Origin of the sequence: Staphylococcus auricularis (assembly GCF_001500315.1) — a bacterium.
GTDB lineage: Bacteria > Bacillota > Bacilli > Staphylococcales > Staphylococcaceae > Staphylococcus > Staphylococcus auricularis.
In genome coordinates this window covers 57,673-76,078 of record NZ_LLER01000009.1, presented here as the reverse complement: position 1 = coordinate 76,078, position 18,406 = coordinate 57,673, and the positions used below count along the sequence as shown (strand labels likewise).

The window sequence follows — 18,406 nt, the reverse complement described above, 5'->3', positions numbered from 1 at the left end:
CTCCAACTCGATTATTGATTGTGATCTATTGTTTATTGATTTAGCGTTCTTCTATAGGCACATACTTGCGGTCTTTCTCACCGATATATTTCGCACGTGGTCGCATGATGCGGTTGTCTCTATATTGTTCAAAAATATGTGCAATCCAACCGGCTGTACGACTTACAGCAAAAATTGGTGTGAAGAGATCATGTGGAATATTCAAGCTGTGATATACCGTCGCACTGTAGAAGTCCACATTCGCTATGAGTCCTTTTTTCTCTTTCATTTGCTCAGCGATTTTAACTGAGATATCAAACAGTTGTTTTTGTCCAGTTTCTTCTGTGATTTTACGGCTCATTTCTTTTAAGTATTTCGCTCTAGGATCTCCGTCTTTATACACCCGGTGCCCAAATCCCATAATCTTTTCTTTATTTTCAATCTTATTATCAATATATGCTTCCACTTCATCGATGGATTTAACTTCTGATAACATATTCATCACGCGTTCATTCGCGCCACCGTGTAACGGTCCTTTTAATGAACCTACCGCTGCAACGATACCAGAATACATATCTGATAAAGAGGAAACCGCACAACGCGCAGTGAACGCAGAGGCGTTTAATTCATGGTCAGCATGTAATACGAGCGCTTTATTAAATGCTTCTACTTCAATATCATCAGGTAATTCTCCTTTTAACATGTATAAGAAGTTACCCGCATAATTTAAATCTTTACTTGGTTTCACAGGTTCTTTACCTTCTCTTACTCTTGCAAATGCTGTGACTAATGAAGCAATTTTCGCTTGAATACGAATTGCGCGTTCTAACTTTTCTTTGTCTTCTTCATCCTCAGCATTTGGATCGAAATGTGCAATGTACGAAACGGATGTTCTTAAGGCCGTCATCGGATGCACATTATCTGTCGCATATTCTTCAAAATGACTGTATACACGAGGATTTAACGTCATATAATTAAATAGTTTTTCTTTTAATTCGTGAAGTTCTTCTTTGTTAGGTAAGCGATAGTGCCATAATAAGTAGATAATCTCTTCAAATTCAGCATTTTCCGCTAGATCATCTATAGCATAACCCGCATATGTTAATTGACTATCGATGATAGAACTCACTTTTGTTTCAGCTGCAATGACACCTTCTAACCCTTTTTTAAGTTCTGCCATATCAATTTCCCCTTTACTCTTTCGTAATGAAACAGATACATTACTACGTTCCACTTATATGTTTGTATCGCTATTTATATGTAATAACGCAGTTGTTTCATCTCTGTCTTATTCTTAATCATACCATGAGGTGAAATCAGATAATAGTTCGACCCCTTTTGATGATTGTCAGCATGACTGTAGCAAACAATGAATTAAAGATAAATCTGCATTCAAGCAATCCTATTTTTATTCATTTATTACTCAGCACAACTGATTTAAAAACGTATACAAAATGAAATGTCCATCCCTTATACTTTCCCCTTTGATCATATTTTGTATAATCTTATCTTACTTTGAAATCGGATTCACTTCAATTATCTGAAATTTTTAATTATTTATTAAATGTGATAACGATTCATAATGCTAGCACAAGTATAAATTTTACACGATACGAATATTCGTTCTTGTCATATCCTTTTTTCAATAGCATAATGTTGTATATAGAAAAAGGAGTCTTGATATATGGCAAAACAACAATTACAAAGAGAGCTCAGTAGCAGACACGTCCAATTAATTGCAATTGGAGGAGCGATTGGAACAGGACTCTTTTTAGGGGCTGGGCAAACCATTGCTTTAACAGGTCCCTCTATACTATTAACCTATATTATTATCGGGTTTATGCTTTTTATGTTCATGCGTGGACTCGGTGAAATCATGGTTGAAAATACGGGTTTTAAATCATTTGCCGACGTCACAAACGCATACATAGGTCCGTTCGCTGGATTCGTGACTGGCTGGACATACTGGTTCTGTTGGGTTATTACCGGCATGGCCGAAGTGACAGCTGTAGCCAAATACGTCAGTTTCTGGTTCCCAGATATACCGAACTGGATCAGCGCGTTATTTTGTGTCTTAGTGTTGATGTCATTGAACTTATTGAGTGCAAAAATGTTCGGTGAATTAGAATTTTGGTTCTCTATCATTAAAATCGTCACAATCATCGCACTGATTGTAGTCGGAATTGTCATGATACTGATGGCGTATGAAACTACTTTCGGTAAAGCGTCAGTGAGCAATCTTTATGATCACGGTGTTTTCCCTAAAGGTCTCAGTGGTTTCTTAATGTCCTTCCAAATGGCTACATTTTCATTTGTAGGAGTTGAACTCATCGGTGTCACAGCTGGAGAAACACAGGATCCAAGAAAAACGATCCCTAAAGCAATCAACAGTGTGCCTTTACGTGTACTTATCTTTTATGTCGGTTCACTGTTCGTGATTATGTCTATCATTCCTTGGGAAAAATTAGATCCCGAAGAAAGTCCATTTGTAAGACTTTTCTCACTGATCGGTATCCCATTTGCAGCTGGTGTCATTAATTTCGTTGTACTTACAGCAGCGGCATCTTCATGCAATAGTGGTATTTTCTCAAATAGCCGAATGTTATTCGGATTAGCGAATGAAGATCAAGCGCCACCTATTTTTAAATCTAAAAATAAACATGGTGTGCCGAACATTGCGATTATCGTTTCTTCTATGATGTTACTTATCGCTGCATTACTCAATTACATCATACCGAATGCAACACTCGTATTCTCATATATCACAACGATTTCTACCGTCCTGTTCTTATTTGTATGGGCTTTAATCACAATTGCATATATCCGTTATGCGAGTCAGCACCCAGATGAGCATCAACGAGCAATTTATAAACTACCTGGTGGTAAAGGAATGGCATATGTTGTGTTAGGTTTCTTCCTAACTGTATTTATATTACTGTTTATCAACGAGACAACACGAATAGCAATCTTCCTTACACCGATATGGTTTATCATATTAGCGCTTATGTATTGGAGATATAGAAAAGTTAAACAACAAATGGATAACTAAAAGAAGAGGCTAGGACTTCAAAAGTCCTAGCCTTTTTATATGTGTAGCGTTGTATTAATTTTTAAGAATGAATCAAAGTACGTTTGCGTAACCTTCGAAGACTTTACCTTGGTTGGCATCAACAGTCACAAGGATACCTTCATCAAAAGTAGAAGTAGCATTGTCGACACCTACAATGGTTGGAATACCTTTTTCTAATCCGATGATTGCACTTGGTGAAGTCAAGCCGTTTTCTTCAGTAACTAAGCCCACTGCTTTTTCAATGTAAGGGACAAGTGTTTCATCGACTGAATTTGTAACGATGATAGAATCTGATAAGTCTTTACCTTCTAAGTCACTTGCATCATTAGCAATGACTGTATGACCCACAACTGAAGTACGTCCTACACCTTGACCAGCTGCGATTTCATCACCAACTAAGTGAAGTTTCATCATGTTTGTTGTACCTTGTTCACCTGTTGGAACGCCTGCAGTTATGATGATGAGGTCACCATTTTTAACTCGTTCTGTTTCAACTGCAGTCGCAACTGCGTTATTTAATAATTCATCTGTTGTTTTACGTCCTTCTTTAATGACTGGATGAATGCCCCATACTAAAGCACATTGACGTGCAGTTTCTACGCTAGGTGTCACTGCGATGATGTCAGATTTTGGACGGTATTTAGAAATCGTACGTGCGGTTGAGCCACTTTCTGTTGCAGCTACGATTGCTTCTACATTTAAGTTTAGTGCTGTGTGTGCCACAGATACGCCGATCGCATTAACGAGTGAAGTTTCTACAAGTTTTGTGCGATCTGATAGTAATTTTTTATAATCTTGCGCTGCTTCAGCTGATACCGCAATGTTACGCATTGTTTTGACCGCTTCAATTGGATATTGACCTGCTGCTGTTTCACCAGATAACATTACTGCATCGGTACCGTCATAAATCGCATTGGCCACGTCACTTGCTTCTGCTCTTGTGGCACGTGGATTGCGTTGCATTGAATCTAACATTTGTGTAGCCGTAATGACTGGTTTACCTAATTTATTACATTGTCTGATTAAATCTTTTTGAACCATTGGTACGGATTCAGGCGGGATTTCGACACCCATATCACCACGAGCAACCATTAATCCATCAGATACTTCTAAAATTTCTTTGATGTTATCGATACCTTCTTGGTTTTCAATTTTAGGAATAATGCTGATGTTTGTATTGTTTTCTTCTTCTAACAATTTGCGAATATCTAATACGTCACTTGGGCGACGTACGAAACTTGCGGCGATGAAGTCGATACCTTCTCGGATACCAAAACGAATATCATCCGCATCTTTATCTGTAATACCTGGTAAGCTCACTTTAACGCCAGGTAAGTTTACGCCTTTTTTGTTTTTCAATTCGCCAGTATTTAACACGTCACAGAGGACTTCGCCTTTATCGTGATCAATGTCTTTAACTTGTAGTTCGATTAAACCGTCATCTAGTAAAATATAGGAACCTTTATCAACGTCGTTAATGAGATGGTCATAAGTCACTGAGAATTTATCTTTCGTACCTTCAACCTCTGTCATGCTCACTGTCACTTCAGAGCCTTTTTCTAATTCAATCGCACCATTTTGCATATTGTGTGTGCGGATTTCAGGTCCTTTTGTATCGAGTAAGATAGCCACTGTTTGGCCCAATTTTTTTGAAATTTTGCGGATACGATCGATACGTGTTTTATGCTCATCGTGGTCACCGTGTGAAAAGTTTAAACGAGCGACATTCATACCAGCTTTCATTAGTTTTTCTAACATTTCTTCTGATTCAGAAGCTGGTCCAATCGTACAAACAATTTTTGTTTTTCTCATTCTAAAAAGCCTCCCAATATTTATATAGATAATTCTTTAGTTAGTTCATACATCTTGTGATTAAATTTGTGATCGTTCGCAGTGAAAATATCATCAAATGGTGTGCTGACGAGTTGGTTATCTTTGATGCCAACACCTTGAGCTGTTTCACCATTCAACAATAAGTCAACAGCGAAACCGCCTAAGCGTGACGCAAGCACTCGGTCATTACCTGTCGGGCTGCCACCACGTTGTATGTGACCGAGTACAGATACACGTGCATCTACATTGATGTATTTTAATAGTTCGTCTGCACATGCTTGTCCTGACATACAGCCTTCTGCAACGATGATAATAGAGTGTTTTTTACCGCGTTTAATGCCGCTTTCAATACGCTCTGCAATTTCGCGAATATCGACACTCATTTCTGGAACGATGATCGTTTCAGCGCCGACAGACATACCTGCCCACAGTGCTAAATCACCGCAATCACGACCCATGACTTCTATAATAAAAGTACGGGCATGACTTGAAGCTGTGTCACGGATTTTATCGACTGACTCAATAATGGTATTGAGCGCTGTATCAAACCCAATCGTGAAATCCGTGCCATTGATATCATTATCGATCGTGCCGGGCACACCAATCGTTTGAATTTCTTTACATTCCTCACTGATGCGTTGTGCACCACGGTAGCTCCCATCACCACCGATAACAACTAAACCTTCAATCCCTCGTTTTTTCAAATTCTCTATTCCTTTTTGACGAACAGATGCCTCTTTAAATTCTGGGCATCGTGCAGAATAAAGAAAAGTTCCTCCGCGTTGAATTGTATCCCCTACTGAACCGAGTTCAAGCTTTTCAATTTCATCATTGACTAAACCTTGATAACCCTGAAAGATACCATATACTTCGACGTTGTTATAAATCGCTTTACGTACAACTGCACGAACAGCTGCATTCATTCCGGGTGCGTCTCCACCACTTGTTAAAACCGCAATTTTTTTCATGACGTCATACCTTTCTGCCTTGTTTTTCTTACTCTAAAAATACCACACTTTGTTGCCCTTTGCTATTAAAATTGGGCTTGAAATCAATGAAAACGTTTCACTGATAAAAAGCGTCGTGTCACGCTATGGCTTGTTATAAAAATCACATTTGAAACCTATGATTAAGCGTTTTCAACAGCAGTAAAGTGCACCGATTACACCTTCGAACACTGAAATAACTAAAGTATTTTTTTACTTATTCCCTTTATTTTTACACTTAATCGACTCAAGCCTCATAAATGCCTTCAAAATAAAAAATCTTTACTCATCACAGTGCTTTTTCACATAAAAAACGTGTTGTATTCATGCATTTTCAACATCAATACAACACGTACGCTATTTCATGATTTTATTTTGGTTCGTTATATTCCCCGATATGACGGAATTTTTCATAACGGTCTTCTACCAATGCTTCTCCACTCATGTCTGTTAACTCACTTAATTGTGTTTCAAATTGTGATTTAATTCGTTCAGCTTGTGTTTCAATATCGTGATGCGCACCGCCAAGAGGTTCATTTATGACATGATCCACGATACCCATTTGATAGAGATCGTCTGCTGTAATTTTCATTGTTTCTGCAGCGATTTTAGCTAGATTACTATCTTTCCAAAGCAAGGCTGCAGCACCTTCTGGAGAAATAACGGAATAAGTACTATTTTCTAGCATGATGATGCGGTTTGCAATACCTAAACCTAATGCACCACCGCTACCGCCTTCACCGATGACGATAGAAATGACAGGTACAGATAAGTCTGCCATTTCAACTAAGTTCGTCGCGATTGATTCACTTTGACCACGTTCTTCAGCAGCTTTACCTGGATATGCACCTTTGGTATCTATAAATGTGAAGATGGGACGATTGAATTTCTCAGCTTGTTTCATCAATCTAAGTGCCTTACGATATCCTTCAGGATGCGCCATACCAAAGTTACGATAAATATTATCTTTCGTATCTTTACCACGTTGTTGACCGACAACTGTGACAGGTTGACCATTTAGATAACCGATGCCTCCGATCATCGCAGGATCGTCACGGTAATTGCGATCTCCGTGTAATTCAATAAATGAATCAAAGATATACGGAATATAATCTAACGTTGTAGGACGTTCTTGGAGTCGTGCAAGTTGGACGCGATCCCATGGTTTTAAATTCGTATAAACTTTTTCTGTTTCTCGATCTAAAGATGCTTCTAACATGTCGATTTCATCTTGTAAATCAACATCATTCTTTTGTTGAGATTCTTTCAGTGCATCGATTTTATGACGGATTTCAAATAATGGCTTTTCAAACTCAAGCATTGTCTTTCACCTCTTGGTGCATTTTTAAAATATTAGCTAAGGTATTTTTCATCTCTTTACGATGAACCACTTTATCTAACTGACCGTGTTCAAGTAAAAACTCTGCTGTTTGGAAATCATCAGGTAATTTTTCATTAATTGTTTGTTCAATGACACGGCGACCCGCAAAGCCAATTAACGCTTTCGGTTCACTGATATTGATATCACCCACAGAAGCGAAACTTGCTGAAACGCCTCCAGTTGTAGGATTAGTTAAATAAGATATATATAACAAACCAGCTTCCGCATGTTTTTTAAGTGACACGCTGGTTTTAGCCATTTGCATTAATGAAATAATCCCTTCTTGCATTCTTGCGCCACCACTGGCTGAGAATAAAATAAATGGTAAGCGTTGTTCCGTACAATGTTCAATGATGCGACAAATTTTCTCACCGACAACAGAACCCATACTACCCATTCTAAAGCGTGCATCCATCACAGCTACACCAAATGGTACACCTTCAAGTTCAGCAGTGCCTGTCACAACTGCTTCATTCAATTCTGTTTTAGACTGGTCTTTATGAATTTTTTCTTCGTAACCAGGAAAATCTAATGGATTTGCAGAGGTCATCCCTTTGTCAAACTCCTTAAACGTACCTTCATCAGAAATGGCTTCGATACGTTTATACGCTGACAATGCAATGTGGTGATCACAGTTGAAGCACACATTTAAATTTTCAGCGAGTTCTTTCGTATACATTATTTTTTTACATTTAGGACATTTCGTCATGATACCCGCAGGCACTTCATTTTGTTTTGAATCAGAAACAGTTACATATTTTTTCTTTTTACTACTTCTGTTAAAAAAATCTTTAAACATAAGTCAACCTCCACATATCCGTTGAGTTAAAGTTCATTTATTCATTAGCATAACAATCATGCATCGCACAATCATATGATTCACACATTTATAAGCAACATTTGCGTATGATTGATTCATTATACAAAATTTAACGTATATGTTTTTATTACATCAATCTATCAAATCGCGTGATATACCCTTACAAAGTCAAATTAATGTAATAAAAAGATATAAGCATTATAGAAAAACATCTTTTATCTATCAAGTCATGTCATCATACAAAAAATTGTAAACTGACAGTATGATATAACCATCAGTTTACTATACCATAATTTCATATACTGTAAAAGTTAAATAATTCTTATATCTCTTGGTGAAAATAACTTAATAAATTTCAACATTATTTGTGAATCGTGTCGTAAGTTGCCAATATGCGTCATTTGTCCCTGTGTTTCATCATAATAATTAACCGGTAACACATGCGTGGTTTCATCTGTAAATAATTCCGTTTGAGCCTCACTTGAACTATTTTTTCTAATAATGATTTGTCGAGCATGCTCAAATTTTTCATTTTCAAAGGTTTCTACATCTTGAAGCTGTTGAACGATTAATTGTTTTTTATTATTACGCATTTCGAACTTACCTTTCGCGATCACCTGTTGCTCAGCTTTCAATAACAATTCATAACGTTTGAATTGATCTGGGAAAACGACGCAATCTAACACGTGCTGACCATCATTCAGTACGATGAACGCCATGTTTTGGCCATTCTTTGTACGTATCCGTCTCACGTCATCGATTTGTGCGAAAATCGGTTGATTTTGCTTCGCATTAGACAATTTAAAGATACCTAAATATTGAAGTTTATCAAATGCTTTTTCAACGGGATGTTTCGTAATATAAAAACCTAGATGTTCTTTTTCATATTCACTCAGCTGTTTGTCAGACAATTCTTCTTGTTCTTCATAGGTCGCCTTAGGTGTAAGCACATCAAAAATCGTAAGGTCTTGTTCGACATCTGAAACGTCATCTAACACCTGATCTATCGTACGCAGTAGTGTTGCCCTATTCTGTTTAAAGCAATCAAACGCACCGACTAAGATGAGCGATTCGAGTAACTTGCGATTTTTAATTCGTTTCGGTATGCGCCGTGCGAAATCAAAGAAATCTTTATACGGACCTTGATTCCGACGTTCTTCAACTATTAATTTCACACTTTGATAGCCAATGCCTTTCACCGCTCCGAGTGATAAGTATATCCCTGATTTCGTCGCCCGATAAAACCAGTGACTTTCATTGATATGTGGCGGTAATATACGTAAACGTTGTTGTTTTGCTTCATCAATCATCATCGCTGTTTTTTTATCGTTACCAATAACATTGCTTAAAATGTTTGCATAAAAATAATGTGGATAGTGCACTTTTAAATAAGCCATGATGTACGCTATTTTTGAATAGCTGACAGCGTGTGCACGCGCAAAACCGTAGTCTGCGAATTTTAAAATCAAGTCAAAGATTTGTTTACTCACTTGTTCAGGATAATTCCGTTCAACTGCACCTTCGATAAAGTGTTTTCGTTCACTTTCTAACACTTCACGATTTTTCTTACTCATCGCTCTGCGTAAAATATCCGCTTCACCATAACTAAATCCAGCGAACTGACTCGCAATCTGCATGATTTGTTCTTGATAAATAATGACGCCATACGTAGATTTTAAAATCGGTTCTAGATCTGGATGGAGGTATTCGACTTTAGAAGGGTCATGTCTCCGAGCGATATAGGTCGGTATTTCTTCCATTGGACCAGGTCGGTAAAGTGATGTAACGGCTACAATATCTTCAAAATGTTCAGGTTGGAGCCGCTTGAGCACATTACGAATGCCGTCCGATTCAAGTTGGAACACACCTGTCGTATCTCCGCGTGACAATAATTTAAACACTTTCGGATCGTCTAATGGAATTTGTTCAATATCGATATCAATATTTAGATCTTTCTTCAACTGCTTTGTAATTTGATGAATAATAGATAAATTACGTAAGCCTAAAAAGTCTATTTTAAGTAATCCTAAACGTTCTGCCTCAGTCATCGTCCACTGTGTTAACAAACCGTTATCTCCAGAAGTTAACGGAATGTATTGCTCGAGTGGTTGATCATTGATGATAATTCCGGCTGCGTGGGTTGATGTATGGCGTGGTAGACCTTCTAATTTCTTACATAGTTCGAACCATTTTTCATGTCGATGATTACGGTGAACAAAAGCTTGAAAGTCATCTTGTTCATAAGCCTGATCTAACGTGATGCCTAAACGATGTGGAATGAGTGCGCTCATCTCGTTTAAAGTCGTATCGTCAAAGCCCATGATTCGTCCTACATCACGTGCTACAGCTCGTGCTAGTAAATGTCCAAACGTAACGATACCTGACACGTGTTGATTGCCATATTTTCGTTGAACATACTGAATGACTTTTTCTCGTTTCGTATCCTCAAAGTCAATATCAATATCAGGCATGGTGACACGTTCCGGATTAAGGAAACGTTCAAATAACAGATTGTAGCGTATCGGATCAATCGTCGTAATACCTAATAAATAACTGACGAGTGATCCTGCTGATGAACCACGCCCTGGTCCTACCATCACGTCATGTGTTTTCGCATAATGGATTAGATCACTGACGATGAGGAAGTAATCTTCAAACCCCATATCCGTAATGATGCTGAATTCATGTTTCAAGCGCGCTTCATATGTTTCGCTGTTCAAATCGAAATCGACGAGATTTTGTTGTAACAACTGCCATAAATAATCTTTCGCTGTGCTACCATCCGGCGTTTTAAAATTAGGAAGTAAATCTTGGTGATACTCAATCGTAGCTTGGCATAATTCAGCCACTTCAGAAGTGTGTTGCCAAATGGCTTCTGGCATTTCCAACTGATTAAGGTCTTCTTGTGATTTAAAATGTTCATCCAGGTTCGGTGCTTCATTCACCAAATCTAGCTTGTCGTTGTTATGAATTGCTTGTAATGCAGCAATCATATCGTAATCATTAGCATCAAGATAGCGCGCCGTCTCTGCCCATACTTGCGGAAGCTGAAATGTAACTTCGCTCTCGTGATTCACATAAATGTGAGGATGCTCTACAAATTGTTTAATCAATGCTTCATCGTCTGCTTCTACGTTTTTAAAAATAATAATTAAATCATCTTGATACGATGATAACCAACTGACAGGTGTTTCTTCCTTTCCAGCTAGATTTAAATTGGAAGAAAGTTGATATAAATGCTGTAGACCGGTGTTATTTTGAGCTAATAAAACGGTCTCTACTTGTCGTAAATCATCTGTTAATGTCACAGTCATGCCAAGCATAGGATGAATATTCGCATCAACACAAGCATCATAGAACTGAGGTACACCAAACAACACATTCTGATTCGTAAGTGCAAGCGCCGTATAACCTTCTGTCGCAGCTTTAGCAATCACATCTTTGATGCGCAAACTAGAGTGTAATAAGTCATACGCGCTATGAATATTCAAATGCACTACCATGCTCAAATCCTCCTATGCTCGTAATTATAATTTCTGTTTCAATGCTTGCGCGAGCTGTTTAAATGTGTCCCAATCAACTACAGAAGCGCCTGAAGCATTCGGATGGCCACCGCCACCAAAATCACTCGCTACATCGTTAATGACAATATCTTTAGAACGGATGCGACAGCGTATTTCTGTACCTTCATCAACCGCAAACACCCATACTTTCAATCCTTTAATATCTGCCACTGTATTGACGAATAATGCCGCTTCGTTTGAAGCAAGACCATATTCTTCAAGGATATCTTTTATAATAACAACCTGACAGAATCCGTTTTCGTCGAGTTCAAAGTTTTGTAAGATGTAACCTTGGAACGGAAGCAGTTTAGGATCTTTTTCAGCTAATTGGTTTAGTTCAGCATTGTGATTAAAGTCATACGCTAACAATGTTGCCGCTGCTGACATCGTATGTGGCGTTGTATTATTAAATAAGAAACGTCCTGTGTCACCGACGATACCTAAATATAATAAACGTGCGACTGAACCATCAATGATGGAAAAGTCATTAAAATGCGCAATCATGTCGTAAATAATTTCTGAAGCTGAAGATGCTTCCGTGCTTACATAATTCAAGTCACCATATTGATCTACGGCAGGATGGTGATCGATTTTAATCAATTTGTCACCATTTACATAGCGCTGATCACTCACCCTCGGACCATTTGCGGTATCACAAACGATTACAAGTGCATCATTATAAGTCGCATCATCAATGTCATCTACACTCCCGATAAAATCAAGTGAAGGTTCTGTTTCACCGACTGCGTAAATTGATTTTTGCGGGAATTTGAGTGATAAATAAGCTTTCAATCCTAATTGAGATCCATATGCATCTGGATCCGGTCTCACATGACGGTGAATAATGATTGTTTCATAAGATTCAATCACGTCCATGATTTCATTAAATTGTGCTTCCATAGTTCGTTCATCCTTTCTTGCGTTAACAATCCCTTATTATTAATCTATTAACTGACACATAATCATTGCTTTAGCCACTTTTTGATTTTTACTCGTCATTGTCACTTCTAGTTTAGCAAAATTTCTACCGACGTTTAACATATCACATTGTACATCGATATCTGACTCAATTTGCACAGCTTTCAGGTAGATGATATATAAACTTTCAATGAGGATCTCGAGTTTTTTGGTTTTCCGTAAATGAATGCGCACCGCTTCTTCAATAATTGCAACGAACACCGCTTTACTCAACAAACCATATTGATCCATCAACATCGGTGTAAATTGTACTTCTAATCCTTCTTGTGTCACTGTGATGTGTTTTGCGATTTGATCATTAATCGTTTCGCCTACTTGTGGTTGCTTCCCTTGTAAATGCATTGCGGTCAATACATCTTTTCTTGTAATGACCCCGATTAATTTCTTGGAAGAAGTTGTAACCGGTAATAGTTCAATGCCTTCCCAAATCATCATGTGCGCGCAACTTGCGACGGTCGTTGAATTTTGTACTTTAATGGGTGGTTTCGTCATGAAGTCTGAGATTTTATCGTCATTCGCCATTTTGATGATTTCCTTACTCGTGATGATCCCTACGAGATGCCAATCCTCATCGATTACAGGGAATCTTGAATGTCCGGTTTGACTTGCGTGCGATTTATAATCTTCAAGCGTCATATTTTCATAAACGACAGTTTGTTCATCGACAGGTTTCTTGATGTCTTCAACGATGAGAATTTCTTTACGTATTTGTTGATTATACATCGCGCGGTTAATATGATTTGCGACTAAATAAGAATCGTAATTAGAAGAAATAATCGGTAACTCGTGTGCATCTGCATATTTGATGATTTCTTTGGATGTCCCAAAGCCACCACTGATTAATACGGCGCTCCCGCGTTTGAGTGCTTCCATCTGTACATCTTCTCGGTTACCAACGATTAATAACGTATGGTCGCTTAAATATTTAACAACGTCTTTTAACTCCATAGCGCCAATCGCAAATTTAGTCAGTGTCTTATTTAAACCTTTCTTACCACCGAGCACTTCGCCATCTATCATTTTAACGATTTCGCCATAGGTCAATTGTTCGATCTTCTCACGAGATTTTTTCTCAATACGTACCGTGCCTACACGATCGATCGCAGTGACTAATCCCATTTGTCCCGCATCTTTGATCGCACGATAAGCAGTCCCTTCAGAGACAGCCAAATCTTTCGCAATTTTACGTACTGAGATTTTGCTTCCTATTTTTAAGGATTCTATATAACTTAATATCTGCTCATGTTTCGTCATTCTCTTTACCTCACCCATTAGACACGTTTTAGTCAATTATAACGCCTATAAACCAAAAAACGAAATAACATTCATTATTACACTTGATTCTGTTCTTTTTACTGCGACCATTGAATTATTTTAAAATAACAACTATTTTATTAGTAAAAATTTTAAATTCTATTGCAATATTAGACGGTTATTTACTAAAATGAAGTAAAGGAGGTCTGGCTTATGTATAAATCAATATTATTAGGGGTAGATACGCAACTCAAAAATGACAAAGCCTTAGCAGAAATTTCAAAACTTGCGGGAGAAGACACTGTAGTAAGAATCTTGAATACAATTGGTCAGCAAGACGTCCAAACATCCGTTAAATCAGGCGTAAATTTGGAAACGCTTAAACAGAAACGTCACAACGGACTTGAAAAAACACGTCAAACCTTAGACGAATATGGCATTAAATATGAAGAAGAAATCGTACGTGGTAATGCGAAAGAAGAATTAGTAAAACGGGCAAACAGTGGCGAATTTGAAATTGTCGTTCTCAGCAACCGCAAAGCCGATAACAGACAAAAATTTGTACTCGGTAGCGTGAGTCACAAAGTAGCTAAACGCGCGCGTATTCCAGTTCTTATTGTTAAATAATATAACATTGGTATTTGAACATACTTAAAATGCACTCTATATGTCAGACAGCCGTCTCACTAAACAGAGTGCATTTTTTATGATTATTTTAGTTTTCCTCTTTTTTCACAAACAGCTTAAAGCTTTACTTCATCACCAGGTTCTAGAATTTGTACCTCACCCACGTTGACTGCTTCTTTAAACGCGTTAGGATCTTGTTCGATTAACGGGAATGTATTGTAATGAATGGGTACGGTAACACGAGGTTTAATAAAGTTATTGATCGCATAGCTCGCATCATCGATTCCCATTGTGAAGTTGTCACCGATCGGAATGAAGCAAACATCAACCGGATGTCTGTCCGCAATGAGTTTCATATCGCTAAATAGGCCTGTATCACCAGTATGATAAATAGTAGTCCCTTCTACCTCTAAAATAAGACCCATCGGCATACCTAGATAAACTGGAATACCATTTTCATGCGTTAAGCTAGAGCTGTGGAACGCTTGTACATATTTCACCGAACCGAAATCAAACTCAGCTTTACCTCCAATATTCATCGGTCTCACTTGTTCTAATCCTTTGTACGTTGTTAAATAATCAGCAAGCTCAGCTGACCCAATGACTAATGCTTCATTTCGTTGCGCTAATTCCACAGTATCTCCAAAATGATCTCCATGACCATGTGTCAAAATAATGTAATCTACAGCAAGCTCGTCTGCATTTAGATCCGATTTATCGTTCCCTGAAATAAATGGATCCACAATGACTTTCTTTCCATTTGCTTCAAAATAAATCGTTGATTGACCATGAAATGATAATTTCATATAACGTCCTCCCCTTATCATAGCGTTCGTTTCCTTATACCACGTTCAAAGTCGATTATAACACCACGCTGATGGATAAAATAATAAAATTGACAAAATAGCAACACATTTTTGAATTTACATGCAAAGTACCCTAAACTAGTATGCATAACATTGTATTGCAGGAGGAGTAGACATGAAGACAGAACAAATTATTAACGAAATCAAACAACAACAAGCCGACGCAGCGTGGATTACAACCCCGCTCAACATCTTTTATCTTACAGGCTATTTAAGTGAGCCTCATGAGCGTTTGCTTGCGTTACTCATTAAAGGGGATGGTCAACAAGTACTATATTGTCCACAACTTGAAGTTGAGGAAGTCAAACAATCGCCATTTGAAGGTGATATCGTTGGTTATTTAGACACTGAAAATGGTTTAGCAAAAGCACCACAATCATTTTCAAAATTACTCGTCGAAGCGGAACACTTAACATTGAAACGTCAACGTGAATTAACTGAAACGTTTGGTGTAACAGAATTTGATGATATCGATCTCACAATCAAAGAATTACGTAATGTGAAATCAGCAGATGAAATCGAAAAAATCCAACACGCATGTGCCCTTGCAGACCGCTGTATTCAAATCGGTGTTGATCACCTTAAAGAAGGCGTTACAGAAAGAGAAGTGGTTAATCACATTGAGTACGAAATCAAAGCGTATGGTGTAGATGAAATGAGCTTTGATACGATGGTATTATTTGGGGATCATGCCGCTTCACCACACGGTACACCTGGAGATAGACAACTCAAACAAGATGAATACGTGTTGTTCGACTTAGGTGTCGTTTACGAAAATTACTGCAGTGACATGACACGTACAGTGCGTTTCGGTACACCGAGCGACGAAGCACAAAAAATTTATCGCACTGTGCTTGAAGCGGAACAACAAGCCATCCAAGCAATTAAACCTGGCGTAACAATCAAAGACATCGACCGCATTGCCAGAGATATAATCGGAGATGCTGGCTATGGCGAATACTTCACTCACCGCTTAGGTCATGGTCTAGGGTTAGAAGAACACGAATACCAAGATGTTTCCAGTACGAATGACAATCAATTTGTAGCTGGAATGGTAGTCACAGTTGAACCAGGTATCTATGTACCTAATGTGGCTGGTGTACGTATTGAAGACGATATTTTAGTCACAGAAGATGGCTATCAAGTACTTACACAATATGAAAAATAAGCTATTCTATTAAGAAGATACAAAAAAGTGGTTTCTGACCGATATATCGATCAAAACCACTTTCTTTTCGTTCACGTTCATCTCGTCATTATTTTAAGACGTCGTCAACACTTGTATAATCTATATCTAAAGCTTCACCTACTGCTTCATTTGTTAATTTACCATCTAAGGTATTTAAACCTTTAGCTAGTGGTTCGCTTTCTTTTAATGCTTTTTCGTAACCTTTATTTGCGAGTTGGATCGCATAAGGTAATGTCGCATTATTTAATGCGATAGTAGAAGTACGTGGTACAGCACCTGGCATATTTGCTACTGCATAATGAAGTACGCCGTGTCTTGTATAAGTAGGGTCATCATGTGTTGTGATTTTATCTGTTGTTTCGAAGATACCACCTTGGTCGATGGCAATATCGACAACGACTGCCCCTTCTTTCATTTCTTTAACCATGTCTTTTGTAACAAGGCTTGGTGCTTTAGCGCCTGGAATTAATACGGCACCGATGACTAAGTCACTTTGTTTTACACAGTCTTCGATATTTAGTGGATTAGACATGATTGTATGAACACGTCCACCAAATAAATCTTCAAGTTCTTGTAAACGTTTAGGGTTAACATCAAGAATTGTAACGTCTGCACCTAAACCTAAAGCAATTTTCGCTGCATTTGTACCTGCTTGGCCACCACCGATAATGGTTACTTTACCTTTATCTACGCCTGGCACGCCACTGAGCAAGATACCTAAGCCGCCTTTATATTTTTGTAAGAACTCTGCACCAATTTGCGCAGCCATACGTCCAGCTACTTCACTCATAGGTGTGAGTAATGGTAATGAATTGTCTGAGAGTTGAACTGTTTCATAAGCAATTGCTACGACTTTCTTATCCATTAACGCTTTTGTTAATTTATCTTCGTTCGCTAAGTGTAAATATGTAAATAAGATAAGTCCTTCTTTGAAATAGTCAAACTCTTCTTCTAATGGTTCTTTAACTTTGATGACCATATCTACATCCCAGACATCTTTGGTGCTATCTACAATTTCAGCACCTGCGTCAGTGTAATCCTCATCTTCAAAATATGAACCTAGACCTGCTGATTTTTCAACATAGACAGTGTGTCCTTCATCAACTAGTGCATGTACACCACTAGGAGATAAACCCACTCTATTTTCATTATTTTTGATTTCTTTTGGAATACCTATAATCATTCCATCCACCTCCATGCTTATAGTAACGCGTATACGGTGAAAGCGCAATCACAAAGTTGTAACATTTAACTATTAAAGATTTATATAAATATTCTGTAAATGATGGTATAATAGAAGTGAAAAGATAAGGGGGAATTGTGATGACTACTTACAAAAACATACTTATCGCAATCGATGGTTCAAACGAAGCAGAATGGGCGTTTTTTAAAGCCGTAGAAGTGGCTAAACGTAACGAAGCCAAACTGACAATCGTCAATGTCATTGATACAAGAACGTATGCATCTTACGAAGTGTATGATGCACAATTTACAGAACGCTCAAAAGATTTCTCTGAGAACTTATTACAAGGTTACAAAGAAACAGCGATCGAAGCAGGTGTACAAGATGTGTCTACACTTCTTGAATTCGGCTCACCAAAAGCAATCATTCCTAAAAAAATTGCTGTCGATGTAGGCGTTGACTTAATCATGTGTGGTACATCTGGATTGAATGCAGTAGAACGCTTTATCGTTGGTTCAGTATCTGAAGCAATCGTGCGTCATTCCGCTTGCGACGTGCTCGTGGTACGTACAGAAGAAATGCCGAATGACTTTGAACCGAAAGTAGCTACAGAAGATCTTAAATCTAAATATTTAGCAAACTAATAAATGATATATTTCACGCACAGGCAGTTACTG

General features: G+C 38.0%; 14 protein-coding genes. 4 read left to right on the top strand and 10 right to left on the bottom strand.

Translation table 11 applies throughout. From position 1 onward, the window contains the following. Nucleotides 1-40: 40 nt before the first annotated feature. Nucleotides 41-1,159: a citrate synthase gene (locus APS80_RS04935; RefSeq protein WP_059107166.1), complete on the bottom strand. Its 1,119-nt coding sequence runs from the start codon at nt 1,157-1,159 to the stop codon at nt 41-43. A gap of 504 nt (nt 1,160-1,663) precedes the next feature. Here APS80_RS04935 and APS80_RS04930 point away from each other — a divergent pair. Then, nucleotides 1,664-3,028 (top strand): amino acid permease, encoded by a 1,365-nt coding sequence (locus APS80_RS04930; RefSeq protein ID WP_059107165.1) that lies wholly within the window; start codon nt 1,664-1,666, stop codon nt 3,026-3,028. Between the two features lie 72 nt (nt 3,029-3,100). On the opposite strand, the gene pyk is transcribed toward APS80_RS04930, so the two are convergent. The 7 genes from pyk to APS80_RS04895 form a co-directional block, all read right to left on the bottom strand. Further along, a complete protein-coding gene (gene pyk / locus APS80_RS04925; RefSeq protein ID WP_059107164.1) occupies nt 3,101-4,861 on the bottom strand; it encodes a pyruvate kinase in 1,761 nt (586 codons plus the stop codon). A 20-nt stretch (nt 4,862-4,881) separates the two neighbouring features. Beyond that, nucleotides 4,882-5,850, bottom strand: coding sequence for a 6-phosphofructokinase (gene pfkA / locus APS80_RS04920; RefSeq protein WP_059107163.1), 969 nt, complete (start codon nt 5,848-5,850; stop codon nt 4,882-4,884). Nucleotides 5,851-6,238: 388 nt separating this feature from the next. After that, a complete protein-coding gene (locus tag APS80_RS04915; RefSeq protein WP_059107162.1) occupies nt 6,239-7,189 on the bottom strand; it encodes an acetyl-CoA carboxylase carboxyltransferase subunit alpha in 951 nt (316 codons plus the stop codon). Next, complete coding sequence (gene accD / locus APS80_RS04910) at nt 7,182-8,048, bottom strand: acetyl-CoA carboxylase, carboxyltransferase subunit beta (RefSeq protein ID WP_059107161.1); 867 nt, start codon at nt 8,046-8,048, stop codon at nt 7,182-7,184. Before accD ends, APS80_RS04915 begins: the two co-directional genes overlap by 8 nt. Before the next feature lie 332 nt (nt 8,049-8,380). Beyond that, on the bottom strand, nt 8,381-11,572 hold the full coding sequence (locus tag APS80_RS04905) for a DNA polymerase III subunit alpha (protein ID WP_059107160.1): 3,192 nt from the start codon (nt 11,570-11,572) through the stop codon (nt 8,381-8,383). A 24-nt stretch (nt 11,573-11,596) separates the two neighbouring features. Beyond that, nucleotides 11,597-12,532, bottom strand: a complete 936-nt coding sequence (locus APS80_RS04900; protein WP_059107159.1) for a DHH family phosphoesterase — start codon at nt 12,530-12,532, stop codon at nt 11,597-11,599. 39 nt (nt 12,533-12,571) lie between these two features. Further along, the gene (locus APS80_RS04895) at nt 12,572-13,864 is read right to left on the bottom strand and encodes a DRTGG domain-containing protein (protein WP_059107158.1); all 1,293 of its coding nucleotides are present in this window, start codon (nt 13,862-13,864) and stop codon (nt 12,572-12,574) included. Nucleotides 13,865-14,077: 213 nt separating this feature from the next. Here APS80_RS04895 and APS80_RS04890 point away from each other — a divergent pair, with 213 nt between their 5' ends. Beyond that, complete coding sequence (locus tag APS80_RS04890) at nt 14,078-14,491, top strand: universal stress protein (RefSeq protein ID WP_059107157.1); 414 nt, start codon at nt 14,078-14,080, stop codon at nt 14,489-14,491. Between the two features lie 116 nt (nt 14,492-14,607). Here APS80_RS04890 and APS80_RS04885 read toward each other — a convergent pair whose 3' ends face one another. Next, entirely contained in the window at nt 14,608-15,297 is a 690-nt protein-coding gene (locus APS80_RS04885) for a metal-dependent hydrolase (protein ID WP_059107156.1), read from the bottom strand. Between the two features lie 175 nt (nt 15,298-15,472). On the opposite strand from APS80_RS04885, the gene APS80_RS04880 reads away from it, so the two are divergent. Continuing rightward, on the top strand, nt 15,473-16,525 hold the full coding sequence (locus tag APS80_RS04880; RefSeq protein WP_059107155.1) for a M24 family metallopeptidase: 1,053 nt from the start codon (nt 15,473-15,475) through the stop codon (nt 16,523-16,525). A gap of 88 nt (nt 16,526-16,613) precedes the next feature. On the opposite strand, the gene ald is transcribed toward APS80_RS04880, so the two are convergent. Beyond that, nucleotides 16,614-17,729 (bottom strand): alanine dehydrogenase, encoded by a 1,116-nt coding sequence (gene ald, locus APS80_RS04875; protein WP_059107154.1) that lies wholly within the window; start codon nt 17,727-17,729, stop codon nt 16,614-16,616. 140 nt (nt 17,730-17,869) lie between these two features. Here ald and APS80_RS04870 point away from each other — a divergent pair, with 140 nt between their 5' ends. Further along, on the top strand, nt 17,870-18,373 hold the full coding sequence (locus tag APS80_RS04870) for a universal stress protein (RefSeq protein WP_059107153.1): 504 nt from the start codon (nt 17,870-17,872) through the stop codon (nt 18,371-18,373). The last annotated feature ends 33 nt before the right edge of the window (nt 18,374-18,406 follow it).